19 protein-coding genes and 2 tRNA genes are annotated in these 25071 nt (G+C 64.8%); 11 read left to right on the forward strand and 10 right to left on the reverse strand.

Features of this window, described 5'->3' with window-relative positions:
* Positions 1–85: 85 nt before the first annotated feature.
* The 3 genes from pncA to ACREXZ_RS05940 form a co-directional block, all read right to left on the reverse strand.
* Positions 86–712 (reverse strand): bifunctional nicotinamidase/pyrazinamidase, encoded by a 627-nt coding sequence (gene pncA / locus ACREXZ_RS05930; protein ID WP_431763114.1) that lies wholly within the window; start codon positions 710–712, stop codon positions 86–88.
* Between the two features lie 42 nt (positions 713–754).
* Entirely contained in the window at positions 755–2839 is a 2085-nt protein-coding gene (locus ACREXZ_RS05935) for a 3-hydroxyacyl-CoA dehydrogenase NAD-binding domain-containing protein (protein ID WP_431763115.1), read from the reverse strand.
* Positions 2840–3162: 323 nt separating this feature from the next.
* On the reverse strand, positions 3163–3456 hold the full coding sequence (locus ACREXZ_RS05940) for a hypothetical protein (protein ID WP_431763116.1): 294 nt from the start codon (positions 3454–3456) through the stop codon (positions 3163–3165).
* A gap of 308 nt (positions 3457–3764) precedes the next feature.
* Between ACREXZ_RS05940 and ACREXZ_RS05945 the strand changes: the two genes are divergently transcribed.
* On the forward strand, positions 3765–4295 hold the full coding sequence (locus tag ACREXZ_RS05945) for a hypothetical protein (RefSeq protein WP_431763117.1): 531 nt from the start codon (positions 3765–3767) through the stop codon (positions 4293–4295).
* 2 nt (positions 4296–4297) lie between these two features.
* Here ACREXZ_RS05945 and ACREXZ_RS05950 read toward each other — a convergent pair whose 3' ends face one another.
* Positions 4298–5992 carry a 3-(methylthio)propionyl-CoA ligase gene (locus ACREXZ_RS05950; RefSeq protein WP_431763118.1) on the reverse strand — a complete coding sequence of 565 codons (1695 nt, stop codon included), beginning with the start codon at positions 5990–5992 and terminating at the stop codon, positions 4298–4300.
* A gap of 177 nt (positions 5993–6169) precedes the next feature.
* Here ACREXZ_RS05950 and ACREXZ_RS05955 point away from each other — a divergent pair, with 177 nt between their 5' ends.
* The 5 genes from ACREXZ_RS05955 (at position 6170) to ACREXZ_RS05975 (ending at position 10164) form a co-directional block, all read left to right on the forward strand.
* Positions 6170–7726 carry a protein adenylyltransferase SelO gene (locus tag ACREXZ_RS05955; protein ID WP_431763119.1) on the forward strand — a complete coding sequence of 519 codons (1557 nt, stop codon included), beginning with the start codon at positions 6170–6172 and terminating at the stop codon, positions 7724–7726.
* Positions 7727–7831: 105 nt separating this feature from the next.
* A complete protein-coding gene (msrB, locus tag ACREXZ_RS05960; RefSeq protein ID WP_431763120.1) occupies positions 7832–8296 on the forward strand; it encodes a peptide-methionine (R)-S-oxide reductase MsrB in 465 nt (154 codons plus the stop codon).
* Between the two features lie 234 nt (positions 8297–8530).
* Entirely contained in the window at positions 8531–9061 is a 531-nt protein-coding gene (locus ACREXZ_RS05965) for a septation protein A (RefSeq protein ID WP_431763121.1), read from the forward strand.
* Position 9062: 1 nt separating this feature from the next.
* Positions 9063–9374, forward strand: a complete 312-nt coding sequence (locus ACREXZ_RS05970; protein WP_431763122.1) for a BolA family protein — start codon at positions 9063–9065, stop codon at positions 9372–9374.
* Positions 9375–9384: 10 nt separating this feature from the next.
* On the forward strand, positions 9385–10164 hold the full coding sequence (locus ACREXZ_RS05975; protein ID WP_431763123.1) for a peptidylprolyl isomerase: 780 nt from the start codon (positions 9385–9387) through the stop codon (positions 10162–10164).
* A gap of 823 nt (positions 10165–10987) precedes the next feature.
* Here ACREXZ_RS05975 and purL read toward each other — a convergent pair.
* Positions 10988–15088, reverse strand: coding sequence for a phosphoribosylformylglycinamidine synthase (gene purL / locus ACREXZ_RS05980; RefSeq protein WP_431763124.1), 4101 nt, complete (start codon positions 15086–15088; stop codon positions 10988–10990).
* 344 nt (positions 15089–15432) lie between these two features.
* On the opposite strand from purL, the gene ACREXZ_RS05985 reads away from it, so the two are divergent.
* From ACREXZ_RS05985 to pgi, 3 genes are all read left to right on the forward strand, one after another.
* On the forward strand, positions 15433–16734 hold the full coding sequence (locus tag ACREXZ_RS05985; protein WP_431763125.1) for an FAD-dependent oxidoreductase: 1302 nt from the start codon (positions 15433–15435) through the stop codon (positions 16732–16734).
* A gap of 94 nt (positions 16735–16828) precedes the next feature.
* Complete coding sequence (locus ACREXZ_RS05990) at positions 16829–18436, forward strand: NAD(P)H-hydrate dehydratase (protein WP_431763126.1); 1608 nt, start codon at positions 16829–16831, stop codon at positions 18434–18436.
* A 192-nt stretch (positions 18437–18628) separates the two neighbouring features.
* On the forward strand, positions 18629–20251 hold the full coding sequence (gene pgi / locus ACREXZ_RS05995) for a glucose-6-phosphate isomerase (RefSeq protein ID WP_431763127.1): 1623 nt from the start codon (positions 18629–18631) through the stop codon (positions 20249–20251).
* A gap of 80 nt (positions 20252–20331) precedes the next feature.
* Here the strand turns inward: pgi and ACREXZ_RS06000 are convergent, their stop codons facing one another.
* Positions 20332–21018, reverse strand: coding sequence for an ABC transporter ATP-binding protein (locus ACREXZ_RS06000; protein ID WP_431763128.1), 687 nt, complete (start codon positions 21016–21018; stop codon positions 20332–20334).
* On the opposite strand from ACREXZ_RS06000, the gene ACREXZ_RS06005 reads away from it, so the two are divergent.
* Both ACREXZ_RS06005 and ACREXZ_RS06010 read left to right on the forward strand, forming a co-directional pair.
* Entirely contained in the window at positions 21017–21712 is a 696-nt protein-coding gene (locus tag ACREXZ_RS06005; protein ID WP_431763129.1) for an arylesterase, read from the forward strand. The genes ACREXZ_RS06000 and ACREXZ_RS06005 overlap by 2 nt on opposite strands.
* Positions 21713–21829: 117 nt before the next feature.
* Positions 21830–22174: a hypothetical protein gene (locus ACREXZ_RS06010; RefSeq protein WP_431763130.1), complete on the forward strand. Its 345-nt coding sequence runs from the start codon at positions 21830–21832 to the stop codon at positions 22172–22174.
* 119 nt (positions 22175–22293) lie between these two features.
* Here the strand turns inward: ACREXZ_RS06010 and ACREXZ_RS06015 are convergent, their stop codons facing one another.
* The 4 genes from ACREXZ_RS06015 to ACREXZ_RS06030 all read right to left on the reverse strand — a co-directional run bounded on the left by ACREXZ_RS06015 (position 22294) and on the right by ACREXZ_RS06030 (position 24919).
* Positions 22294–24231 carry a SurA N-terminal domain-containing protein gene (locus tag ACREXZ_RS06015; RefSeq protein ID WP_431763131.1) on the reverse strand — a complete coding sequence of 646 codons (1938 nt, stop codon included), beginning with the start codon at positions 24229–24231 and terminating at the stop codon, positions 22294–22296.
* A 115-nt stretch (positions 24232–24346) separates the two neighbouring features.
* Positions 24347–24423, reverse strand: a tRNA-Asp gene (locus ACREXZ_RS06020).
* 47 nt (positions 24424–24470) lie between these two features.
* Positions 24471–24546 (reverse strand) — tRNA-Val (locus ACREXZ_RS06025).
* Between the two features lie 55 nt (positions 24547–24601).
* Positions 24602–24919 carry an HU family DNA-binding protein gene (locus ACREXZ_RS06030; RefSeq protein WP_431763132.1) on the reverse strand — a complete coding sequence of 106 codons (318 nt, stop codon included), beginning with the start codon at positions 24917–24919 and terminating at the stop codon, positions 24602–24604.
* Positions 24920–25071: the final 152 nt, after the last annotated feature.

The raw sequence follows: 25071 nt of genomic DNA on the forward strand, positions 1-25071 counted from the left end.
AGCGCTTACTGCGGTCCCATGTAAGGCGGTTGATACTTTCGCTTTCGATGATGTCTGGAAATAAGGTTCGGGGTTCGCCGCGCGTTCAGCGCAGCGCGTCAGCCGCCTGCACACGCGCAACGCCTGCCGCTTTCAGCTCGCGCCATGCCGCATCGAGCGAGCCGTTGAGATCGATTGCGCGCGACGCGTCTTCGATCAGCGCGACGTCGAAACCGGCCGCGCGCGCATCGAGCGCGGACCAGCCGACGCAGTAGTCGGTCGCGAGCCCGCAGCACCACACGCGCTTCGCGCCGACGTCGCGCAGGTAACCGGCGAGGCCCGTCGGCGTCGTACGGTCCGCTTCGAGAAATGCGGAGTAACTGTCGACCTCCGCGCGCAGACCCTTGCGGATCACGAGCCGCGCGTGCGGCACGTCGAGTTCGGGATGGAATGCGGCGCCCGGCGTGTCCTGCACGCAGTGCACCGGCCACAGCACCTGGTTGCCGTACGGCAGCGCGATCGTCTCGAACGGCTGACGCCCGGGATGATTCGCAGCGAACGAGCGGTGCGCGGCCGGATGCCAGTCCTGCGTCAATACGACGTGACTGAATTCATGCGCGAGCCGGTTCACGACCGGCACGATCTCGTCGCCGCGCGCGACGGCAAGCGCCCCGCCCGGCATGAAATCGTTCTGCACGTCGACGACGAGCAGCACTTCGTCGGCATCCTTCATCGCTTCACCTCGTTCGCTCGCGCGTGACTGGTTCGTGGCAACTCAGCCGTTGAAGCCGCGACCCTGCGCGGCCAGTTCGGGGATGCTCGCCGCGATCTGCCATCCGTCGCCGTTCGGCTGCGCCGCGTAGCGCCGGATCGCGCGCTCGACGTTGTACAGCCCGACCGTGTCTGCATAGAGCATCGGGCCGCCGCGCCACAGCGGAAAACCGTAGCCGGTCAGATAGACCATGTCGATGTCCGACGCCTTCGACGCGATGCCTTCTTCGAGGATCTTCGCGCCTTCGTTGGCGAGCGCGAACACGAGACGCTCGACGATCTCATCGTCGGCGATCTTGCGGCGTGTGGCGCCGACCTCTTTCGCGTACGCGACGATCATGTCGTCGACGAGTTGCGACGGATGCGCGGTGCGGTCCCCGGCCTTGTAGTCGTACCACCCGCCGCTGGTCTTTTGACCGAAGCGGCCGATCTCGCACAGACGGTCGGCGATCTTCGAGTAATGCAGATCCGGATGTTCCTGATAACGGCGCTTGCGGATTGCCCAGCCGATGTCGTTGCCGGCGAGATCGCTCATCCGGAACGGGCCCATCGCGAAGCCGAATTTCTCGATCGCGCGATCGACCTGCGCGGGCAACGCGCCCTCTTCGAGCATGAAGAGCGCCTGACGGATGTACTGCTCGATCATCCGGTTGCCGATAAAGCCGTCGCACACGCCGGACACCACCGCCGTCTTGCGGATCCTCTTCGCGACCTGCATCACGGTGGCCAGCACGTCTTTCGCGGTGTCCTTGCCGCGCACGACTTCGAGCAGCTTCATCACGTTGGCCGGGCTGAAGAAGTGCATGCCGACCACGTCCTGAGGACGCTTCGTGAACGCGGCGATCTTGTCCAGATCGAGCGTCGACGTGTTGGACGCGAGGATCGCGCCGGGCTTTGCGACTTCGTCGAGCCGCTTGAACACCTGCTCTTTCACGCTGAGTTCTTCGAACACGGCTTCGACGATCAGGTCGGCGTCTTTCAGGTCGTCGTAGGACAGCGTCGGGCGGATCAGCGCCATCCGCTCTTCGAGCGCCTCGGGCTTCAGCTTGCCCTTCTTCACCGTGCCTTCGTAGTTCTTGCGGATCGTCGCAAGGCCGCGATCGAGCGCGTCCTGTTTCGTTTCGAGCAGCGTCACCGCGAGCCCCGCGTTGACGAAATTCATCGCGATCCCGCCACCCATCGTGCCCGCGCCGATCACGCCGACCCGGCGGATCTCGCGCACCGGCGTATCGGACGGCACATCGGGAATCTTGCTCGCTGCACGCTCGCCGAAGAACGCATGACGCAGCGCGCGGCTTTCCGGCGTCTGCACGAGCGCGATGAAGCATTCGCGCTCGAACGCGAGGCCCTTGTCGAAGCCGTTCTTCACGCCCGCCTCGACCGCGTCGATGCACTTGTGCGGCGCCGGGAAATTCTTCGCGATGGTCGCGACGCTGTTGCGCGCGAACTGGATGAAGCCTTCCGCGTTCGGATGCTCGATCTTGCGATCGCGCACGCGCGGATGCGGGCCGCTCTGCCCGCCGACCTTGCTTGCGAACGCGAGGGCCGCTTCGGCGAGATCGCCCTGCACGATTTCGTCGAACAGACCGCTGCCGGCGAGTTTCTCCGACAGGACCGGCGCGCCGGACACGATCATGTTGAGGGCCGCTTCGAGGCCGATCGCGCGCGGCAGGCGTTGCGTGCCGCCGGCGCCAGGCAGGATGCCGAGCTTCACTTCGGGCAGCGCGATCTGCGCGCCGGGTGCGGCGATCCGGTAGTGCGCGCCGAGCGCGAGTTCGAGGCCACCGCCCATCGCGACGCTGTGAATCGCGGCGACGACCGGCTTCGCGCTGCCTTCGACTGCCTTGATGACGGTCGCGAGCGTCGGCTCCTGGGTGGCCTTCGGGGTGTTGAATTCGGTGATGTCGGCGCCGCCGGAGAACGCCTTGCCGGCGCCCGTCAGCACGATGGCCTTGATGGCCGGATCGGCCTGGGCTCGCGTCAATCCGTCGACGATGCCGGCCCGGGTAGACAGACCGAGGCCGTTGACCGGCGGATTGTTGAGCGTAATGACGGCGACGCCGTCATGAGTCGTGTAGTCCACTGCCATCTGTCTGCCTCCATGCCTCGATGCTGCGCTCCGGAGAGGACGCGGCGCTGCGCCGCACCCGTTCCGGCTCATTGTCCATCATCCTGTCCGTCATTCGCGGGCCAGCAAGCAGGATACACAGAAAAGCACGCTCGTTCAATTCGAGATTGAATCAATGAGTCTCTGACTTTTTCAACCGCGCCGCCTGCTCAACCCAGGAAAAGGTCCGGGAGAAACAAAAGACCGCTGTCCGTGAGGGCAGCGGTCTTTCTTACGACGGGTGGCGAATGAGGGACTCGAACGCCAGATTTGCAGATTTCGCGAGGTGTCGTCCTTGATTGCTGTTATTGGGCAGCCGGCGACGCTACGCTCGGGGTCGCCAGCGTGTTGTGACTCCCCGGAAGGTTGGTGAGGGACGTCGAGCTATTGCTCGTGCTATTCGGCAGGCCCGAGTTCGGCGACCCGGCGCCCGTGCCGCTGTCCGACTTGGTGGCGCCAGGCGTGCCATAGCCGCTCGTTGCGTTGGCGGCCGGCGACACTACGCTCGGAGTCGCCAGCGTGTTGTTCTGTGCATAAGCGCCGCCCGACAGCGTGAGTGCGGCGACTGCCGCGATTAATGTGCTGGTTGCCTTGTTCATGACCTGCGCCTCCTTGACCGGATTGGAATTTCGACGCAAACGATCCATTCGTATTTCTGCATAGATGTCGTTATACGTACGCGATACCCAGTTTAGGAAAGCGGTCGCTGATAATTAAGCGCCTTCTTCGCAACGGTGAATTTCGATTTTCGGAATTACCCCCAAATGGGTCCTGGTCCCCATCCGAGGCCGGCGTGATTCGGAATTGCGCCGTGCATAGCAGACGTCGAGAACAAGATCGACATTTCAACGCCGTACACTCCGGGGCAGGAGCAAGGCTCACCCCCTACTTCCATTTCGGTGGACGGATGATGACCTGGATATTTATAGCGTTGCTGGCCGCCGGCTTCATCGTCTGGGGCGCTACGCGGTATCGCCCTGTCTTCGCCGACAGACATTTCGTAGAGGTGGCTCGAAATGTCGCGCAAATAAAGGCTGCTGCGCTAGAGCAGCATGGCGACGACGGATATCGCCCGGCAGACGACCCCAGAGCACAGGTCACGACCGCGGGATTGGCATTGGTGTACACGATCGTCCAGCGGGACGATCGATTTATCCACCACTATTCGGTGAGCATCCCTGGCGGGGTGACTCCCCATGCCGTCGGCGAGCGGTTCATCCTCTTCGTCGCAAGGCTACTGGGCGTCCCCTTCGACACGCTTGCCCTCAGTAGTTCCGAGTCGTCCACTGTCCATCATGCGCAGTTTCAGTTATCGCAATCCGGGCAGGAAGTGTTCGCGACTCGTCCGGTTCCCGAGGTGACGAAAATCGAGATCGCGGCATTTCGCACGGAGTTCAACGAAGCCCGCAAAGACCTTCGCTGGACCAGGGTGGCGTGATTTCAGGCGCCCTCGCCTGGGCCTTTCGCAGCAGCGGTTTCGTCCAGCGGACAATTGTCGTCGGCGAGCGCCGATGGCAGCGCGTAATCGCGAAACGCCTCGCGCAGCTTCAGCTTCTGCAGCTTGCCGGTCGCGGTGTGCGGCAGTTCGTCGACGAACGCGACGTCGTCGGGGATCCACCACTTCGCGACCTTACCTTCGTAAAACGCGATCAGTTCGTCGCGCGTCACGTCGGAATCGGGCCGCCGCACGATGACCAGCAACGGCCGTTCGGTCCACTTCGGATGCGAGCACGCGATGCACGCGGCCTCCGCGACGCCCGGATGCGCGATCGCGATGTTCTCGAGATCGATCGAACTGATCCATTCGCCGCCTGACTTGATCACGTCCTTGCTGCGATCGGTGATGTGCAGGAAGCTGTCCGGATCGATCGTCGCGACGTCGCCGGTCGGAAACCAGCCGTCGACGAGCGGCGAATCGTCCTTGCGGAAATACTGATCGATGACCCAGGGCCCGCGCACGTGCAGATCCCCGAACGCGACGCCGTCCCACGGCAGCTCGCGACCGTCCTCGCCGACGATCTTCATGTCGACGCCGAATACCACGTGGCCCTGCTTCTCGCGCAGCGCGCGCTGCGCGTCGGGCGGCCGCTGCGACTGCTCCCACGTGAGCTGCGCGAGCGTGCCGAGCGGCGACATCTCGGTCATCCCCCACGCGTGAACCACGCGGACACCATACACGTCCTCGAACGTGCGCAGCATCGCGGGCGGACACGCGGAGCCACCGATCAAGGTCCGCTCCAGCGTCGAGAAGCGCACGCCCGCCTCCTTCAAGTAATTGAGCAACCCGAGCCAGACCGTCGGCACGCCGGCCGAATACGTGACGCGCTCGGCCTCCATCAGTTCGTGCAGCGACTTGCCGTCGAGATCCTTGCCCGGAAACACCAGCTTCGCGCCGGCGAGCGCGGCCGCGTGCGGAATGCCCCACGCGTTGACGTGAAACATCGGCACGACGGGCAGCACGGCATCGCGCGCGGACAGTCCCATCGCGTCGGGCAACGCCGCGCCGAACGCGTGCAGCACGGTCGAACGGTGCGAGTACAGCGCGCCCTTCGGATTGCCGGTCGTGCCCGACGTGTAGCAGAGATAGGACGCGGTGCGCTCGTCGAACGACGGCCAGTCGAACGCGCCGTCCTGCGCGGCGAGCAGCGTCTCGTAGCTGATCGCGGGCGTCTGCATCGACGGCAGATGCGCTTCGTCGCACATCGCGATCCAGCCGCGCACCTTCGGACAATGCGGCGCGAGCCCATCGACGAGCGGCGCGAACGTGGTATCGAACAGCACATAGCTGTCGTCGGCATGATTGACGATGAACGCGATCTGCTCGGGGAAGAGCCGCGGATTGATCGTGTGGCACACGGCGCCAAAGCCGGTCGTGCCGTAGTACGCCTCGAGATGGCGGTAGCCGTTCCATGCGAGCGTCGCGACGCGCTCACCGGGCTCGACGCCGAGCGCGATGAGCGCCTGCGCGAGCTGTTTGGCGCGCCGCTCGCAGTCGCGCCACGTGTAGCGGTGAATGTCGCCTTCGATGCGCCGCGACACGATCTCCGTCTTGCCGAAATGCCGCGCGGCGTGCGCGATCAGCGACGACACGTTGAGCGGCACATCCATCATCTGTCCCAGCAGCGGCGGCGTCATATCAGGGTGTTTCCTTGCGATGCTTTTTGTTGGAAGGCCGGATGGGTCCCGGCCGGGACGGTGCGCCCGCATGGGCCTTGCATGTGTTGCCCGCATGCGCCGTATGCGCGGCGGATCGGTGTCCAGCGGGGCGGCGAGCGCCGTCTTACAATATCGGCTAACCCAGAGGCGCTCAACATGTCGTTTTCCCCAAGCAGTTCCGGGCTGTCCGCATCGATACCGGCGCTGGCCCATGCGCTCGGCGATCCGCGCGAAGGCGCGTTCGCGCAGCTCGGAACAACGTTCCTGACCCGCCTGCCCGCCGCGCCGCTGCCCGCACCCTACGTCGTCGGCTTCTCCGAGGACACCGCGGCGCTGCTCGGCCTCGACCCGTCGATTGCCCGCGATCCGGGCTTCGCCGAATTCTTCTCCGGCAACACCACGCGCGACTGGCCCGCCGACGCGATGCCATACGCATCGGTGTACTCGGGCCACCAGTTCGGCGTGTGGGCCGGCCAGCTCGGCGACGGCCGCGCGCTCGGACTCGGCGAGATCGAACATGCGGGCACGCGCTACGAACTGCAGCTGAAAGGCGGCGGACGCACGCCCTATTCGCGGATGGGCGACGGCCGCGCGGTGCTGCGCTCGTCGATCCGCGAGTATCTGTGTTCCGAGGCGATGCATCATCTCGGTATTCCGACGACGCGCGCGCTCTGCGTGACAGGTTCCGACCAGCCGGTGCGGCGCGAAGAGATCGAAACGGCCGCGGTCGTCACGCGGGTCGCGCCGAGCTTCGTGCGCTTCGGCCATTTCGAGCACTTCTATTCGAACGACCGTGTCGATGCGCTGCGCACGCTCGCCGATCATGTGATCGACCGCTTCTATCCACACTGCAGGTCAGCCGACGATCCCTACGTCGCGCTGCTCGGCGAAGCCGTACACTCGACCGCCGATCTGCTCGCGCAATGGCAGGCTGTCGGCTTCTGCCACGGCGTGATGAACACCGACAACATGTCGATCCTCGGACTGACGATCGACTACGGCCCATTCGGTTTCCTCGACGCATTCGACGCGAACTTCATCTGCAATCATTCTGATACGCAGGGCCGCTACGCTTACCGGATGCAACCGCAGATCGCGTACTGGAACCTGTTCTGCCTCGCGCAGGGACTGCTGCCGCTGCTCGGCGGCCAGTACGACGAGAGCACGCGCAACGCGCGCGCGATTGAAGACGCACAGCGCGTGCTCGAAGGCTTCAAGACCCGCTTCGCGCCCGCGCTCGAGAGCCGGATGCTTGCGAAGCTCGGCCTCGAACACGAGCGCCCCGGCGACGACGCGCTCGTGAACCGGCTGTTCGACGTGATGCAGGCGAACCGCGCCGACTTCACGCTGACGTTCCGCCATCTCGCGCAGGTGTCGAAGCACGATGCGAGCGGCGATGCGCCGGTGCGCGACCTGTTCATCGATCGCGCGGCGTTCGACGCGTGGGTGAACGACTATCGCGCGCGGCTGTCCGAAGAAGCACGCGACGATGCGTCGCGTGCGGTCGCGATGAACCGCGTGAATCCGCGCTTCGTGTTGCGTAACCATCTTGCTGAAATCGCAATCCGGCACGCGAAGGAAAAGGACTTCTCGGAAGTCGAGCGGCTCGCCGCGGTGCTGCGCCGCCCGTTCGACGAGCAGCCCGAACACGCCGCATACGCCGCGTTGCCGCCCGACTGGGCGGGCTCGCTCGAAGTCAGTTGCTCATCGTGATGCATTCGTGATGTACCTCACCCGATCCTGGCGCGACGCCACCCGCCGACAACCGGCACGGCGCTCGCTCCCCCACACCGACGTCCCCAGAGACAGGACCCGACCATGAACTCCGACGATCAGAAAACCGCTTCACATCCCGCTTCACATCCCGATGCCCACACCGATGCGCCCGATACGTATCCCGTGCAGAACGACGATGCCGAATGGCGCGAGCAGCTATCCGACATCGAATACGAAGTGACCCGCCACGCGGCGACCGAGCGACCGTTCACCGGCCGCTACTGGGACACCTGGGACCGCGGCATCTACGACTGCGTGGCCTGCGGCACGCCGCTATTCGAATCCGACACGAAGTTCGACGCGGGCTGCGGCTGGCCGAGCTATTTCAAGCCGATCAACGGCGAAGTGATTGAAGAGAAGACCGACCGCGCGCACGGCATGCTGCGCATCGAGGTGCGCTGCAAGAACTGCGGCTCGCATCTCGGTCACGTGTTCGAAGATGGCCCGGCGCCGACCGGGCTGCGTTACTGCATCAACTCGGCTGCGCTACAATTCGAGCCCAAGTGACGGGGCGGGTCCGCTTCGACGGCCGCCTGCCGGTGCAAGGCAAGGTTTGTGCAGCGTGTCTGGTTGTGCCGCCCGTGCGGGTCGTGCCTGTCGAAACGGCTCGGCAGCCGCAGCGCACGCAGACATGCTCCACCGCTTCCGACCCTCCAGCGGCCCTCACCGATGCGACGCACGGCGATGCCGCGTGCCGCGCCCGCATTCGACGCCCTTCATTCTTCGACTCCCGGCCCGATAATGAAATTTCTGTTCGATCTGTTCCCGATTATCCTGTTCTTCGTCGCATTCAAGATATGGGGCATTTTCACTGCGACGGCAGTTGCGATCGTCGCGACGCTCGTGCAGATCGCATGGGTCGCGCTCCGCCATCGCAAGGTGGACACGATGCTGTGGGTGAGCCTCGGAGTCGTCACGGTAACCGGCGGCGCGACGCTCGTGCTGCACAACGATACGTTCATCAAGTGGAAGCCGACCGTCCTGTACTGGGCGTTCTCCGTCGCGCTGGTCGTGTCGCAACTGGCGTTCGGCAAGAACCTGATCGAAGCGATGATGGGCAAGCAGATCACGCTGCCGCACCGCGTGTGGGGCCAGCTGAGCATCGTGTGGGCGGTGTTCTTCGTGCTGCTCGGCATCGTCAACCTGTTCGTCGCATACAACTTCTCCACCGACGCATGGGTCAACTTCAAGCTGTTCGGCGCGACCGGCTGCCTCGTGGTGTTCATCCTCTGCCAGAGCCTGTGGCTCGCGAAATACATGAAGGAAGAGTGACATGAGCGACGTGTTCCTGAACGCCGCGGCCGCGGAGCGCATTGCGCTGATCGATGGACGGTTGCGCGCGGCGCTCGCGCCGGTCGTTTCGCTCGACGTGCGCGACGACAGCGCGCAGCACGCGGGCCATGCCGGCGCGTCTGCCGGCGGCCATTACAGCGTAACGATCGTCGCTGCGGCATTTGCCGGCAAGCCACGCGTGGCGCGCCATCGCATGGTGTATGATGCGCTGGCCGACGCCATGCAGCGCGGCATTCACGCTCTCGCCATCACGGCCTATACGCCAGAAGAATTCAATTTGCTGTCCCGTTAGGAAACCTCCGATGATCTCGAACAAAACCCGCCTCTGGGTCTTGCTGGCTGCGTTCGCGGCCGCGCCTGCCTTTGCACAGAACATCGCCGTCGTGAACGGCACACCGATTCCGAAGTCGCGCGTCGACGCGCTTGTCACGCAGCTCGTGAAGCAGGGGCAGCAGGACACGCCGCAGTTGCAGGCCGCGGTGCGCGAAGAACTGATCAACCGTGAAATCCTGATGCAGGAAGCGGCCCGCCGCGGCCTGCCGACGCGTGCCGACGTCAAGGCACAGATTGCGGTCGCACAGCAGACGGTTGTGTTGCGCGCGCTGATCGAAGACGTGATGAAGGTCAACCAGCCCACCGACGCCGAAGTGACCGCGCGTTATAACTCGCTGGTGAAGAGTGCGGGCGGACAGGAGTATCACCTGCATCACATCCTCGTCGACAACGAGCAGCAGGCGAAGGATCTGATCGCGAAGATCAAGGCCGGCGCGAGCTTCGAGGATCTGGCGAAGCAATATTCGAAGGACCCGGGATCGGGCAAGAACGGCGGCGACCTGGACTGGTCGGACCCGAAGGCTTACGTGCCGGAGTTCGCGGCCGCGGCGACGAAGCTGCATAAAGGCCAGATGACGGACACGCCGGTGCATACGCAATATGGTTGGCACATTATCCGGCTGGATGACACGCGGCCGATTACGCCACCGCCGCTGGAGCAGGTGCGGCCGCAGATCGTGCAGCAGTTGCAGCAGGAAAAGCTGCAGGCGTTTGAAGAAGGATTGAAGAAGAACGCCAAGATCCAGTAACTAAGTGGCCGCTCGCAGAGCGGCTTTTTTTGGGTTTGAATTTGGGTTTGGTTTTTTTCCGCTGTGCGGTGCTGATTTGGCGCCTCGCGGCGCAGACGTTGCCCCTGTGCGGGGCGGCACCTACTTTTCTTTGCAGCGGCAAAGAAAAGTAGGCAAAAGAAAGCCGCCGAAACGAAGCTTCTCCTTTCCGGGGGCTCGCCCAGGTGGCACTCGCCTAAGTGTCGTCCTCGCTCACCTTGGACAGTGGTCCGAGACGAGACCGTCCCCCATATAACAAACCGAAGTGACAAAGGGCCCGCCCACCCCGCGGCGCACTGGTGTGCGCGCGGACGGGTTTGCGTGGGAAACCGTCGGGGAATGAGAGGGGCGGGGCAGAACAGCGATCGCTTTACGTGGCCGCATCAGTGACCACACTGAGCGAGTGCATTGAGAAGAGGCATTGACCGAGGTTGTTATGCCCGTCGGCGGCGAAGCCCGCCGGAACGGATGACGGCCTTGTCACTAAAGTGGCTGGCGCGAGGGCTGGTCTCGTCTCGGACCACTACGCTGTGTGAACGAGGTGCCCACTTAGGCGAGTGCCACCGCGGCAAGCCTCCGGAAAAGAGAAGCTTCGTCTCAGCGGCTTTCTTTTGCCTACTTTTCTTTGCCGCTGCAAAGAAAAGTAGGTGCCGCCCCGCACAGGGGCAACGCCTGCGCCGCGAGGCGCGAAATCGTAGCCGCCTGCCAGGGCAAACAGCAAAAGGCAACGCCCGCCCCGCGAAGGCGCCAAATCATAGCCGCCCGCACGGGCAAGAAGAACCACAAAACCTGAACAGAGAAAACCTTAACTAATCCACTTCCTGGCATTCTGAAACACCCTCATCCAAGGGCTACCGTCGTCGCCAGAACGTTTCCACTCATCCGGCGCCCAACTCAACAGCACCGTCCGATGCACCCGCTCCGTATGCGGCATTAACACCGTGAACCGCCCATCCGCCGTCGTCACCGACGTGATCCCCTCCGGCGAACCATTCGGATTGAACGGATAACGTTCACTAGCCTCACCTCGATGGTCCACGAAACGCATCGAGACCGCCACACGGTTCGCGTCCCCCTGCTGCGAGAAGTCCGCATAGCCCTCGCCGTGCGCAACGGCCACCGGGATCCGCGAGCCTTCCATGCCGGCGAAGAAAATCGACGGCGACGATTGCACTTCGACCAGCGACGTCCGTGCCTCGAATTTCTCCGACTTGTTGCGCGTGAACTTCGGCCATGCGTCGGCGCCCGGAATCATCGATGCCAGGCTGCTCATCATCTGGCAACCATTGCAGATACCCAGCGCGAACGTATCGCTGCGCCCGAAGAACGCCGCGAACATGTCCGCGAGCTGCGCATTGAAGCGGATCGTCTTCGCCCAACCCTCGCCCGCACCCAGCACGTCGCCATACGAAAAACCACCGCAGGCAACCGCGCCCGCGAAATCGGCCAGCGTCGCGCGACCCGCAAGCAGGTCGCTCATGTGCACGTCGTACGCATCGAAGCCCGCGCGATCGAATGCATACGCGGTCTCGAGGTGCGAGTTCACACCCTGCTCACGCAGGATCGCGACACGCGGCCGTGCGCCCGTCGAAATGAACGGCGCGGCCACGTCATCAGCCGGATCGAACGACAGATGCGGCGTCATGCCCGGATCCGACGCGTCGAGCAACGTGTCGTATTCGGCGTCCGCGCAAGCGGGGTTGTCGCGCAACTGCGAGATGCGCCAGCTCACTTCGCTCCACGCACGCTGCAGTTCGGCGCGCGGTGCGTCGTAGATTTTCTTCGCGTCGCGGTAGATTTCGATCGTGTCGCGATCGTTCAGCTTGCCGATCACGTGCGAGCATGCGGACAACCCATGCTCGCGCAGCGCGGCCAGCACGGCGTCGCGGTCGGTGGCACGCACCTGGACCACGGCGCCCAGTTCTTCGGTGAACAGCGCGCGGATCGTGCGGTCTTCGCGGCGCCCGCTCGTCTGCTTCGTCCAGTCTTTCGCGTCGCCATAGTCGGACTCGTGATCCGGATCGAGCGTCAGCATGTCGACGTTCAGCGATACGCCGACGTGTCCCGCAAACGCCATTTCGCAAACCGTCGCCCACAGGCCGCCATCGGAACGGTCGTGATACGCGAGCAGCTTCCCGTCGCGATTCAGCGCCTGGATCGCGGCGAAGAAGCGCTTCAGGTCTTCCGGATCGTCGACGTCAGGCACTGTGTCGCCGACCTGCTGCGTGACCTGCGCGAGAATACTGCCGCCCATCCGCAGCTTGCCGCGGCCGAGATCGATCGCGATCAGCACGCTGTCGCCCGCGTCATCGGTGCGGCGCAGTTGCGGCGTCAGATGCCCGCGCACGTCGTCGACCGGCGCGAACGCCGAGATGATCAGCGACACCGGCGCAACAACTTCCTTCGCGACGCCGCGGTCGTCCCACTTCGTGCGCATCGACAGCGAATCCTTGCCGACCGGAATGCTGATGCCGAGCGCCGGACACAGTTCCATGCCGATCGCCTTCACGGTGTCGTACAGCGCGGCGTCTTCGCCGGGGCTGCCGCACGCGGCCATCCAGTTCGCCGACAGCTTCAGCTTGCCAAGCGACTCGATCGGCGCCGCGGCGATGTTCGTCACGGCCTCGCCGACTGCCATCCGGCCCGACGCGGGCGCGTCGATCACCGCGAGCGGCGTGCGTTCGGCCATCGTCATCGCTTCGCCGCGGAAGCCGGCGTAATCCATCGTCGTGATCGCGCAGTCGGCGACCGGCACCTGCCACGGACCGACCATCTGGTCGCGTGCGGTCGTGCCGCCCACCGAGCGATCGCCGATCGTGATCAGAAACGACTTGCTCGCCACCGTCGGATGGCGCAGCACGCTGACCGCGACTTCCGACAGCGTGATGCCGGTGACGTCGACCGGCAGCAGCGTCGCCGCAACGCGCGTGACGTCGCGATGCATGCGCGGCGCCTTGCCGAGCAGCACTTCCATCGGCATGTCGACGGGCTCGTGCGCGGCGCCGTCGTTCTTGTTCTGGTTCTTCAGGTCGGTGTCGATCAGCTTCAGCTGACGCTCCGCCGTCGCGACGCCGATCACCGCGAACGGGCAACGCTCGCGCTCGCACATCACTTCGAATGCGGGGAGATCGGCCGGCGCGATCGCGAGGACATAACGCTCCTGCGCTTCGTTCGACCAGATCTCGCGCGGCGACAGTCCGCTTTCTTCAAGCTGGATCTTGCGCAGCTCGAAGCGCGCACCCTTGTCCGCTCCGTCGACGAGTTCGGGGAACGCGTTCGACAGACCGCCCGCGCCGACGTCGTGAATGCTGAGGATCGGATTGTGTTCGCCGAGTTGCCAGCACGCGTTGATCACTTCCTGTGCGCGCCGCTCGATTTCCGGGTTGCCGCGCTGCACGGAATCGAAGTCGAGTTCGGCGGTGTTGGTGCCGGTCGCCATCGAGCTCGCGGCGCCACCGCCCATGCCGATCCGCATGCCGGGACCACCGATCTGGATCAGCAGCGTGCCCTCCGGCAGATCGTGCTTGTGCGTGTGCTGATCGGAGATGTTGCCGATGCCACCCGCGATCATGATCGGCTTGTGATAGCCGCGCACGAGACCCGCGACATTCTGCTCGTAAGCGCGGAAATAGCCGCCCAGGTTCGGCCGGCCAAATTCGTTGTTGAAAGCGGCTCCGCCGAGCGGCCCGTCGATCATGATCTGCAGCGGCGACGCGATGCGATCGGGCCGGCCGTACGCGTCTCCCAATGCATCGGGCTTGCGGTGCGCAAGCGGCTCGGCCGCGTCGCGGGCGTTTTCCCATGCTTCGCGCGCGTCGGGCAGTTCGAGATTCGACACGGTGAAGCCCGCGAGGCCGGCCTTCGGGCGCGCACCGCGGCCGGTCGCGCCTTCGTCGCGGATTTCGCCGCCCGCGCCGGTCGCGGCGCCCGGGAACGGCGAGATCGCGGTCGGATGGTTGTGCGTCTCGACCTTCATCAGCGTGTGCGTCAGCTCGACGTGGCGGCCGTAGTGCTCGGCCAGCGCGTTCGAACCATCAACGCCGGGCTTGCGCGGGAACCAGCGCTCGGCGGTGCCGCCCGCCATGATCGCCGAGTTGTCCGAGTACGCGACGATCGTCCCTTCCGGATGCAGCTTCTCGGTGTTGCGGATCATGTTGAACAACGAGATGTCCTGCGGCTCGCCGTCGATCGTCCACTGCGCGTTGAAAATCTTGTGGCGGCAGTGCTCGCTGTTCGCCTGCGCGAACATCATCAGTTCGACGTCGGTCGGGTTGCGGCCGAGCGTCGTGAATGCGTCGATCAGGTAGTCGATTTCGTCGTCGGCGAGCGCGAGGCCCAGTTCCGCGTTCGCCGTTTCGAGCGCGGTGCGGCCACGCGCGAGGATGTCGACGGTTTGCAGCGGCCGCGCGGGCAGTTCGTCGAACAGATGCATCGCGTGATCGCGCGACGGCGCGACACTCTCTGTCATCCGGTCGTGTAGCGCGGCCACGACGGCGTCGCGCGCTTCATCGGACAGTGCTTTCTTGCCGCCGAGCAGCCCCGACTTCAGCGTCACCGTGTACTCGATGCCGCGCTCGATGCGCCGCACCTGCGTGAGGCCGCAGTGATGCGCGATGTCGGTGGCCTTGCTCGCCCATGGCGACACCGTGCCGAAGCGCGGCACCACGAGGAAGGTTTCGACCGCGCCCCGTTCCTTCGCCGGCTCGAACGGATCGCCGTAATGCATCAGCGCATCGATCTTCGCGCTGTCCTCAGCCGTAAGCGGCGTCTGCGCATTGACGAAATGCAGATACTGTCCACGGACACCGACGATGTTCGCGTCGATGCGGGTCAGGGTGTCGAGCAGGCGGGTTTGACGGAAATCGGAAAGGGCCGAAGCACCGGGGAAACACGAGAAGTGGGCCATGGACTTGACGTTGCGTCGTTCAGTTGCGTCGCGGGGTCGCGCGGGAGTCGCGCGCGAGGCGACGTGAGGCGGAAAGGAAGTCCGGGATTATACCCCGGGACGGGCCGCCCAAAGCCGCCGCAGACGCATCGTGACGTGGCGCAACGCCCTCTCTCCATCGCGCCATGCAGCCTGCGTTCGAGCCGCCGGGCACCGCGTTTGGCTGCTATCATTCGGCCTTTCACCGTCCGGTGTATCGGCAGACAGCGCCGCACGCAGCGTAGCGGCCTGCCGTATGCCCGGCAAGCCACGCAATACGGGGAGCGCCGGACGTCTCGCGTCGTGCCGGTCACTTGCACAATCTCATGGATGTCATCGTCATTGGCGGCGGGATCGTCGGCGTCGCCACCGCCTATCAGCTGCGCGCAGCCGGTCACCGGGTGTGCGTGGTCGAACGTCATGCAACGGTCGCGCAAGGCGCGACCTACGGGCACAGCGGCAACATGCTGCCGACGCCGCTCGACGTCTGGTTCGGCCCGACCTTCCTCGCGCATCGTCAGGACTCGAAGAACGGCGTGATCCGCAAAACCGGCTTCAACGGCGCCGCACGCGATTTCCTCAAGCGCCTCGCCGCGCTGCACGACCCCGAAGCGTTCGGCCGTCAGTACACGCTGCTGCGTCCGCTGATCGACGTGGCCCGCGAAAGCCTCGCCGACATCGAGGCGCGCTTCGGTCTCGAATTCGAACAGACGACTGGCCAGCTCTATCTCGTCCGCGGCGCCGACGAATGGGAAAGCACGCAGCCCGCGCTCGACCTGCTGCGCCGGTTCGAAGTGCCGCACCACGTGCTGTCGCCCGCCGAATGCGCAACCCTCGAACATTCGGTGCCGCTCGAACCGGCGTTCGCCGGCGGCGTGCTGTTCGACACGGAGCGCACGGCGAACTGCCCGCTGTTCGCGAAGCTGATCAAGCAGACGCTCGATACGCAAGGCGGCGTCCAGTTCCAGACCGGCCGCGAGGTCACGGCGATCCGTCTCGACGGCGAACGCGCGGCGGTCGAACTCGCGCCGCGCGCGGGCGAGCCGCGGCGCGCCCGCGAAGTCGACGTGATCAGCGCAGACGCGGTCGTCGTGGCCGCGGGCGCCGGCAGTCTGCCGCTGCTCGAGCGGCTCGGGCTGCGTTTGCCGCTGCATCCGCTGCGTCTGCATACGCTCGTCGCGCCGATCGCGCATGAGGAATGCGCGCCGCACATCACGATGGTCGATGCGGTGAAACGCATCACGATCACGCGGACCCACCACCGGCTGCGGATCGCGGGCGGCGCGGTACTCCAGAGCGCCGCGCAGATCGACAAGCCGCTCGGCGAACCGCTGACCGAGGAAGCACTCGCGCTGCTCGGCCAGGCGACGCACGACTGGATTCCCGGGGCCGCGAAGATCTCGGCCGCGCTACCGTGGGAAGGCGTGAAGCTGCTGTCGCCCGATGGACTGCCGGCGGTCGGCAATGCGCTGCATCCGCGGCTCTTCGTCAATGCGGGTCACGGTCCGAGCGGCTGGGGGCTGGCATGCGGATCGGCGCGGTTGATCGCCGATCTCGTGTCCGGCAACGCATCCGGACTGCCCGCCGATACCGTCGCCGCGTTGCGGCCGGAGCGGTTCGGGCGCTGAACGCGGTTCTCGCTGGTTCGTCCGCAACGCGACAGCGGGCCGTGGTTCGCACTACCATGAGCACGATCCGCTCTCTCCGGTTTCCGTGCACGCCATGACCGATGCCTTCGCTGTCTCCGCTGTCTCCCCCTCCCTGCTCGATCCCGACGGCCAGCCGCTACCGCTCTTCGACGTCGCCGCGCTGCGCACGCTCGAAGTGTCGGCGGCCGCAGCGTTGCCGCCGCATACGCTGATGGCGCGAGCAGGTGACGCCGCCGCGCGCTTCCTGCTCGAGCAGATCGGCCATGGCACGCGTGCCGGCACACCGCATCGGGTGTGGATCGCGGCCGGCCCTGGCAACAACGGCGGCGATGCGCTCGTCGTCGCAACGGCCCTGCATCGCGCGGGCATCCCGGTGCAGGTGTGCATGCCGGTCGACGTCAAACCCGACGACGCGCGCTGGGCGCTCGACGACGCGCGCGCGGCAGGCGTACCGATCGAAACGACCGTGCCGTCGTCGCTCGAACCGTATGGGTGGCTCGTCGACGGGCTGTTTGGTATCGGGCTCGCGCGGCCGCTCGACGGTGTATTCGCGACACTCGCGGAACTGTTGTCGGAACGCACGCTCAACGGTGGCCGCGTGCTCGCGCTCGACGTACCGAGCGGACTCGACAGCGATACCGGCAATGTCGTTGGCGAGGGCAACGTCGCCGGCACCGCGGTGCGCGCGACACACACGGTCACCTTCATCGGCGCAAAGCCCGGACTCTTCATGGGCCTCGGGCGCGATCTCGCGGGTAGCCTGCTCGTCGCGCCACTGGGCCTGACCGCTGCGACTGCCTCAGCCAATGAACATCGCACCGCGCCCTGCCTCAACGCACCCGCGCTGTTCGCGTCACATCTGCCCGCACGCGATTTCGCGACTCACAAGGGGACCTTCGGCAGTCTCGCGGTCGTCGGCGGCGATACCGGCATGTGCGGCGCGCCGATCCTCGCGGCGCGCGCGGCGCTGTATGCGGGTGCGGGCAAGGTGCACGTCGCGTTCCTCGGCGCGGGGGCGCCGGCTTACGATCCGCCGCATCCCGAGTTGATGCTGCACGCGCTCGACGATCTGCCACGCGGCGACATGGATGCGTTGTCGATCGGCTGCGGGATGGGTTCACGCGAACGTGCCACGCGTGTGCTGCTCGACGCACTGCCGCTCGACGTACCGAAGCTGCTCGATGCCGATGCGCTGAATCTGCTTGCACAGAACGCCACGCTCGCCGACGCGGTGCGCGCACGCGGCGCGCAAGGCGACCCCTGTGTGCTCACGCCACATCCGCTCGAAGCGGCCCGCCTGCTCGGCACCGACGCACGCGACGTGCAGCGCGACCGGCTCGCCGCGGCGCACACGCTCGCGGCCCGCTTCGCGAGCGTCATCGTGCTGAAAGGGACCGGCACGGTGATTGCGGCACCCGACGGCCGCGTGGCTATCAACCCGACCGGCAACGCCGCGCTCGCGACCGGCGGCACCGGCGACGTGCTCGGCGGATTGATCGGCGCTTTGCTCGCCCAGCATCTGCCTCGCTACGAAGCGGCGCTCGCCGGCGTCTATCTGCATGGGCTCGCCGCCGACACGCTGACCGCCCACGGCGACGGCCCTGCGGGCCTCACTGCCGGCGAACTCGCGCCGATGGTACGCACGCTGCTGAACCGTTTGTTCTACCCGATGCGCGCTTGAACCTGTGCGTGAACCTGACGTGACACGCCTGCCCGCTGTCATTCAACGCCGCTATACTGGAACACTGCGCCGCCAGATCGCCCCTGTCGCCCGAACGCACACGCTATCGGGCAGGCACGCATCGGCGCCGCACCTCGGGCGGTCCGTTCGCCACACCGCCCTTCACTTGCCTCTTCGTTAGACGGACAGTTTATGACGCTGAACTCGCTCCCCGCCTGGTCCTCGCTGCAAGCGCATTACGAACAGATCCGCGATGCGCGCCTGCGCGACTGGTTTGCCCCCGAGAACGACCCCGCGCCGACCCGCGCCGAACGTTTCACGTTCGCAGGCGGCGGTCTCGCGGCCGATTTTTCGAAGAACCGCATTACCGAAGAAACCCTGAAGCTGCTCGTGCAGCTCGCGCGCGAAGCTGGCGTCGAGAAGCGCCGAGACGCGATGTTCGCCGGCGAAGTCGTCAATCCGACCGAAGGCCGCGCGGCATTGCATACCGCGTTGCGCGCAACCGATCCCAACGCGCCCTTTCACGCCGAGATCGTCGCCGAGCGCGCGAAGATGGCCGCGTTCGCGGACCAGGTGCGCAGCGGCGCGTGGACCGGCTATACCGGCAAGCGCATCCGGCACATCGTGAACATCGGCATCGGCGGCTCCGACCTCGGGCCGAAGATGGTCGTGCATGCGCTCGACCATCTGTCGACGCCGGATATCACGGCGCACTTCGTGTCGAACGTCGACGGCGCTGATCTCTATCGCGTGATCGAGCACATCGATCCCGAAGAGACGCTCGCGATCGTCGTATCGAAGACCTTCACGACGCTCGAAACGATGACCAACGCGCTTTCGATGCGCGACTGGTTCACGCGGAACGGCTGTCCGCAAGATGCGCTCGCGAAGCATTTCGTGGGCGTATCGGCGAATCCGACCGAGGTCGTGAAGTTCGGCATCGCGAAAGAAAATGTGTTCGAAATGTGGGACTGGGTCGGCGGCCGCTATTCGTTGTGGTCGGCGGTCGGCCTGTCGATCATGATCTCGATCGGACCGAAGCAGTTCGACGAACTGCTCGCGGGCGCGAACGACATGGACCGCCATTTCCGCGAGACGCCGCTCGAACGCAACCTGCCGGTGCTGCTCGGCATGATCGGCATCTGGTATCGCAACTTCTTTGGCTCGCAGAGCTATCTGGTCGCGCCGTATTCGGAGGCGCTGCATTTCCTGCCGGCGTATCTGCAGCAGCTCGAGATGGAAAGCAACGGCAAGTCGGCGCGCCTCGATGGCGCATTCGTCGACTACCCGACCTCAGCAGTCACCTGGGGCGAGCCCGGCACGAACGGTCAGCACGCGTTCTTCCAGATGCTGCACCAGGGACCGACGATCGTACCGATCGATTTCGTCGCCGTGCTCACGCCGGAACATCCGCTCCCGAATCATCATGCGAAGCTGCTCGCGAACTGCTTCGCGCAAAGCGAAGCGCTGATGCTCGGCCGCACCGTCGAAGAAGCGAAGAAGATCGCGGGGCCGGACAAGCCTGAACTCGTGCCGCACATCGTGTTCCCGGGCAACCGGCCGACCACGACGCTGCTCGTCGACGCGCTCACCGCCCGCTCGCTCGGTGCGCTGATCGCGCTGTACGAACACAAGGTGCTGGTGCAGGCGTCGGTGTGGAACATCAATCCGTTCGATCAGTGGGGCGTCGAGCTCGGCAAGCTTCTCGGCAAGGTCGTCGAAGCGGATCTGACGGCCGCGACCACCGACAAGGCGAAGCACGATTCGTCGACGTCGGCGTTGATCGCGCGTGCGCGGGCGGCGTTGAAGAAGTAGGCGTCGTTGCGTTTGATGTCTCGTATGGCCCGCCTTCGCGCGGGCCATTCTGTTTTACGCGACTACGCGGGTTACGCGAATCAGGCGAGGCGGCCTGCCTCGATCGTCACGGTGGTGTCGCAGCGGCGTGCGAGTTCGATGTCGTGCGTAACGAGCACCAGGGTCGCGCCGTTCGCGCGATTCATCTCGAACATCAGATCGATCACCGCGTGACCCGTGGCCGCGTCGAGGCTGCCGGTCGGCTCGTCGGCGAAGAGGATCGCCGGATGCGTGACGAACGCGCGCGCCAGCGCGACGCGCTGCTGCTCGCCGCCTGATAGAAGCTTCGGATAGTGGCCCGTGCGTTTGCCCAAGCCGACCTGTTCGAGCAGTGCCCTCGCGCGTGCGCTCGTATCGCGCGAAGTGAGACCGCCTTGCAGTTCCAGCGGCAGCGTGACGTTTTCGAGCGCGGTGAGATGCGGCATCAACTGGAACGACTGGAACACGAAACCAACGGAGCCGTTACGCAGCGCCGCCCGTTCGTCCTCGCCGAGCCCAGTGAGCTCGCGCCCGAGCAGCCGAACCGATCCGGCGCTCGCGCTGTCCAAACCCGCGAGCAGGCCGAGCAGTGTCGACTTGCCCGAACCCGATGCACCGACGATTGCGACGCTGCTGCCGGGCGCGATCGAAAGATCGATATCATCGAGGATCGTCAGTTCGCCCGTCGCATCCTGGACCCTCTTGCACAAACCCCGTACTTCAATGACTGGATCAATTTTCTTTTGCATGCTGAAGCGTCGGTTGGAAGCGTGCGTTCCCGCACTGATCGCACTGGTCGCGGCTACGAGCGCCGCATCCGCATTTGCGGCTACCGCAGCTACGACGCCCGCAGTAGTCCCTGCCGCGGTTACCGCCGCGAAGCCGGTGATCGTCGTGCTCGGCGACAGCATCTCGGCCGAATACGGTTTGCCGCGCGATACCGGCTGGGTTGCATTGATGCGCCAGCGTCTCGCGGACGAGCGAATCGATTATAGCGTCGGCAACGCAAGCATCAGCGGCGACACCACCAGCGGCGGCCTCGCGCGTCTGCCAGCGGTGATGCAGCGGCTCAAGCCGTCGATCGTCATCGTCGAACTCGGTGCGAACGACGCGTTGCGCGGCGTGCCGCTCTCCACCACCGAGGACAACCTGCGCACGATCGTCTCGCTCGCGCAGCAAGGTCACGCGAAGGTCATGCTCGTTGGCATGTACGTGCCGCCCAACTACGGCCCCGACTACACACAAAAGTTCCACGCGATCTACACCACGCTCGCGAAGCAGATGCGCGTACCGCTGGTTCCATTTCTCCTCGCAGGCATCGAAGACAAGCCCGAGATGTTCCAGGCCGATCAGATGCATCCCAATGGGCAGGCACAGCACCTGCTACTCGACAACGTGTGGCCGACCCTCAAGCCGCTGCTCCGCACAGGCTCCGCGCGCTGAAACGTCTGCTAACACCTTGTTGCGAAATGGGAGGAACACGATGAGCGAGGCTCGATCAGACACTCTCGCGTGACCTTGAAAATCCGGCTCGATTCGAGCGATCCTGAAGGAGATAACGTGAAATACTTACCGCTTATCGCGCTGACCGTTGCAATCTCTGCATGCGCCGCGCAACCGCCGGCTGGCGTGCAATCCGTCGGACAAAGTCAGCAGCCCCCGGGGGCTGTCGCTCAGTGCATCGCGAAGAAGTGGGCTGATACGTCGCAACAACAGGTCGTGTCGCAAGACGCGCTGGCTAACGATCAGGCCGTCGATGTGTATGTGCCGGGCCAGCAGCCGCCGAACGGCTCCGCTGCGGTTGTGCGCCCGTCGCGCAGCGGTCCGGGTTCGTGGGTGGGCTTCCGCTCGGCAGGAGGTGGGGCCGACGGCAATGCAGCGGGCAGCATCAACGCCTGCCTGTAACGTCTGAGGGTACGACGTATCGGTGTATCGATGTAACGCAAGATGTATCGCAAAACAGGAAGCCCCGCATGTGCGGGGCTTCCTGTTTTGCTCAGACGCACTCGCGTCGATGCGAACCGTTACTGATCGCCGCCGTTCTGCGCGCCATTATCGAGTGAGCCATAGGTCTTCACCTTCGAGCGCTCACGCAGCGCATCGAGATAGCTCTCGACTTCCGATTGCGCTTCTACTTGCGCGATCTGCTGCTGTGCGCCTGCGAGACGCTGCGCATCGACCGTCGCACCCGGCAGCACTGCATTAATGCGATAGATCGCGTAACCGTCGTCGCCGAGATCCACGCCGATGTACGCCGGCAATTTTTGCGCGTCGACCTTGTAGATTGCACTCAGTGCGGAAGGCGGAACGCCCTGCGCGTCGCTACGCGATACCTTCAGCGCAGAAGAAAATCCCGCGGTCGATTTCGATTTCTCGAACTCGGCCAGTTTCGCCGCTCCGTCCTTGCGCGCCATCTCGGCCGACTGCACCGCGACCACCTTCTGACGCACCACGTCCTTGACCTTGTCGAGCGGCGGAACATCAGCCGGCTTGTAGTCGGTCACGTGCGCGGCGACCAGCGTGTTGTTGCCGACGTCGATGGCCTGCGTGTTGTTGCGATCCTTCGCGGCGTCGTTCGCGAACACGGCGGTGAGGAACTTCGCATTGTTCAACGGGCTATCGGGCGGCAGCGCCGCGTTCGGCTGCGGCGTGACCGTCGCGGTCTGGATCTGCAGCTTGTATTTGTCCGCAGCGGGCTGCAGGCTCTTCGCCTGTTCATAGACCGTCGACGTGAAGCCTTCCGCGTCGTCGGTGAATGCCTTCGTCGCCTGGGCCGCCTTCACTTCCCTCGTGATCGCGTCTTTCACTTCGTCGAACGGCGTCGTTCCCGCCGGCTTCACATCCGTCACCATGACGATGTGATAGCCGAAGTCCGTCTGCAGGATATCGCTGATCTCGCCCTTCTTCAGCTTGAACACGGCGTCGTCAAAGGCCGCGCCGCCCGCGATGCCGCCACGGGAAAAGTACCCGAGGTCGCCGCCCTTCGATGCCGAGGCCGGGTCCTGCGAATCCTGTTGCGCGATCCGCGCGAACTGATCGGGGTGCGCCTTTACCTGAGCGAGTACTGCCTCGGCCTTTTCCTTTGCCTTCGCTTTGTCCGCTGCGCTTGCATCCTTCGGCGCGGAGATCAGGATGTGGCTTGCGCGCACCTCGGCTTTGGTGGAGTAGTTCGCGATGTTGTCCTCGTAGTACTTCTTCACATCGGCGTCGGTCGGCTGGACCGACGCGGCGAGCACCGTCGGCGACAGCACCAGGTACTGGATCGTCGCCGTCGCGGGCGTCGCGAAGTCGGTGCGATGCGCGTCGTAGTACGCCTGCAGTTGCGCGTCGGTCGGCTGGATTTTCGCGGCGTAGTCACGCGGATGGAACGCGAGCCCCTGCACTTCGCGCTGCTGGTCGGCGAGTTCGGTGAGGTGCTGCGCCAGTGTCTTCGACGTGAACGCGCTCGACAGAATGCTCGTCGGCAGCTGTTGCGTCGCGAGGCTGTAGCGCACGCGCTCCTGGTACTGGTCCGGCGTCATGCCCTGCATCGCGAGCAGCTGCGTGTAGCGCTCGACGTCGATCGAGCCGTCAGGTTTCTTCATCGACGAGATGATCGGGTCGCTCAACAGTACGCGGCGCACTGCGTCGTCGGATGCGGTCAGATTCAGGCGCTGCGTCTCGTCGGCGAGCACGCGCTCCTGGATCAGGCCGTCGAGCACGTCCTTGCGACGATCCGGCGTGTCGAACGCTTTCGCGTCGAACTGCGCGCCAAGTACCTGACGTGCGCGATCGAGCTGCTGGCGCATCGCGTTGTCGTAGTCGGCCCGCGCGATCTTGTGGCCATTGACGCTTGCCACGTTCGCGCTTTCGTCGAAGAAACCGCGGAAGCCCTGAATGCCCACGAAACCCAGCCCCGGCAGAATGACCAGGATGAGCATGAACATCATCAGGCGTTGGTGATTGCGGAAGAAATCGAGCATGCGTGAGGGTGCCAAAAACAGAACGCCCGATATTACAACAGCGGGCAATAAAAAAGACGGTTGGGCGAAGCCCTAAAAGAAAAACCCGCTGAACATCGGCGGGTTTCGCTTTATCTGGCGGAGTGGACGGGACTCGAACCCGCGACCCCCGGCGTGACAGGCCGGTATTCTAACCGACTGAACTACCACTCCTTCAAGCCTGCTTTTCGCTGCCCGCCGAGGCAGTAGCGACGCGAAACTGGTGGGTGCTGAGAGGCTCGAACTCCCGACCTACGCCTTGTAAGGGCGCCGCTCTACCAACTGAGCTAAGCACCCGTTTCGCGGTATCTTCGCTACCTGATCGAGAACTGGACCAAGGCAACGGAGCCCGCTAGTTTAGCTCATCCTTCAATGCTTTTCCAGGCCTAAATTTAGGCACTTTCGCTGCCTTGATCTTGATCGCCGCGCCCGTGCGCGGATTGCGTCCAGTGCGTGCGGTGCGCTTGCCGACCGCGAACGTGCCAAAGCCGACCAGCGTGACCGAACCGCCCTTCTTCAACGTGCCTTTAACGCCACCGATCACTGCATCGAGTGCGCGTCCTGCCGCAGCCTTCGAAATATCAGCTTGCTGTGCAATATGGTCGATCAATTCCGTTTTGTTCATTCCAGCCCCCGAGAATGTTTTGGGCAATCGTGACGGCGCATGCATGCGCCAAAGAGGTATGAAGTGGCCCGGCCCGAACGCCGGGCCAGCTAATTAGAATGGGCCGAAACCCTTGTGTCAAGCGGGGTTGAGCCTGATACGGCCCGGCTCACGCCCGCATTTTCGTCACCGGATATTGCACGTGCCCGATGCACGCG

Source organism: Paraburkholderia sp. (assembly GCF_050742655.1).
Lineage (GTDB): Bacteria > Pseudomonadota > Gammaproteobacteria > Burkholderiales > Burkholderiaceae > Paraburkholderia.

Bases quoted from the DNA above. Each gene is read 5' to 3' on its own strand.
- pncA (WP_431763114.1), bottom strand. From the start codon at position 712: ATGAAGGATGCCGACGAAGTGCTGCTCGTCGTCGACGTGCAGAACGAT.
- ACREXZ_RS05935 (WP_431763115.1), bottom strand. From the start codon at position 2,839: ATGGCAGTGGACTACACGACTCATGACGGCGTCGCCGTCATTACGCTC.
- ACREXZ_RS05940 (WP_431763116.1), bottom strand. From the start codon at position 3,456: ATGAACAAGGCAACCAGCACATTAATCGCGGCAGTCGCCGCACTCACG.
- ACREXZ_RS05945 (WP_431763117.1), top strand. From the start codon at position 3,765: ATGATGACCTGGATATTTATAGCGTTGCTGGCCGCCGGCTTCATCGTC.
- ACREXZ_RS05950 (WP_431763118.1), bottom strand. From the start codon at position 5,992: ATGACGCCGCCGCTGCTGGGACAGATGATGGATGTGCCGCTCAACGTG.
- ACREXZ_RS05955 (WP_431763119.1), top strand. From the start codon at position 6,170: ATGTCGTTTTCCCCAAGCAGTTCCGGGCTGTCCGCATCGATACCGGCG.
- msrB (WP_431763120.1), top strand. From the start codon at position 7,832: ATGAACTCCGACGATCAGAAAACCGCTTCACATCCCGCTTCACATCCC.
- ACREXZ_RS05965 (WP_431763121.1), top strand. From the start codon at position 8,531: ATGAAATTTCTGTTCGATCTGTTCCCGATTATCCTGTTCTTCGTCGCA.
- ACREXZ_RS05970 (WP_431763122.1), top strand. From the start codon at position 9,063: ATGAGCGACGTGTTCCTGAACGCCGCGGCCGCGGAGCGCATTGCGCTG.
- ACREXZ_RS05975 (WP_431763123.1), top strand. From the start codon at position 9,385: ATGATCTCGAACAAAACCCGCCTCTGGGTCTTGCTGGCTGCGTTCGCG.
- purL (WP_431763124.1), bottom strand. From the start codon at position 15,088: ATGGCCCACTTCTCGTGTTTCCCCGGTGCTTCGGCCCTTTCCGATTTC.
- ACREXZ_RS05985 (WP_431763125.1), top strand. From the start codon at position 15,433: ATGGATGTCATCGTCATTGGCGGCGGGATCGTCGGCGTCGCCACCGCC.
- ACREXZ_RS05990 (WP_431763126.1), top strand. From the start codon at position 16,829: ATGACCGATGCCTTCGCTGTCTCCGCTGTCTCCCCCTCCCTGCTCGAT.
- pgi (WP_431763127.1), top strand. From the start codon at position 18,629: ATGACGCTGAACTCGCTCCCCGCCTGGTCCTCGCTGCAAGCGCATTAC.
- ACREXZ_RS06005 (WP_431763129.1), top strand. From the start codon at position 21,017: ATGCTGAAGCGTCGGTTGGAAGCGTGCGTTCCCGCACTGATCGCACTG.
- ACREXZ_RS06000 (WP_431763128.1), bottom strand. From the start codon at position 21,018: ATGCAAAAGAAAATTGATCCAGTCATTGAAGTACGGGGTTTGTGCAAG.
- ACREXZ_RS06015 (WP_431763131.1), bottom strand. From the start codon at position 24,231: ATGCTCGATTTCTTCCGCAATCACCAACGCCTGATGATGTTCATGCTC.
- ACREXZ_RS06030 (WP_431763132.1), bottom strand. From the start codon at position 24,919: ATGCATGCGCCGTCACGATTGCCCAAAACATTCTCGGGGGCTGGAATG.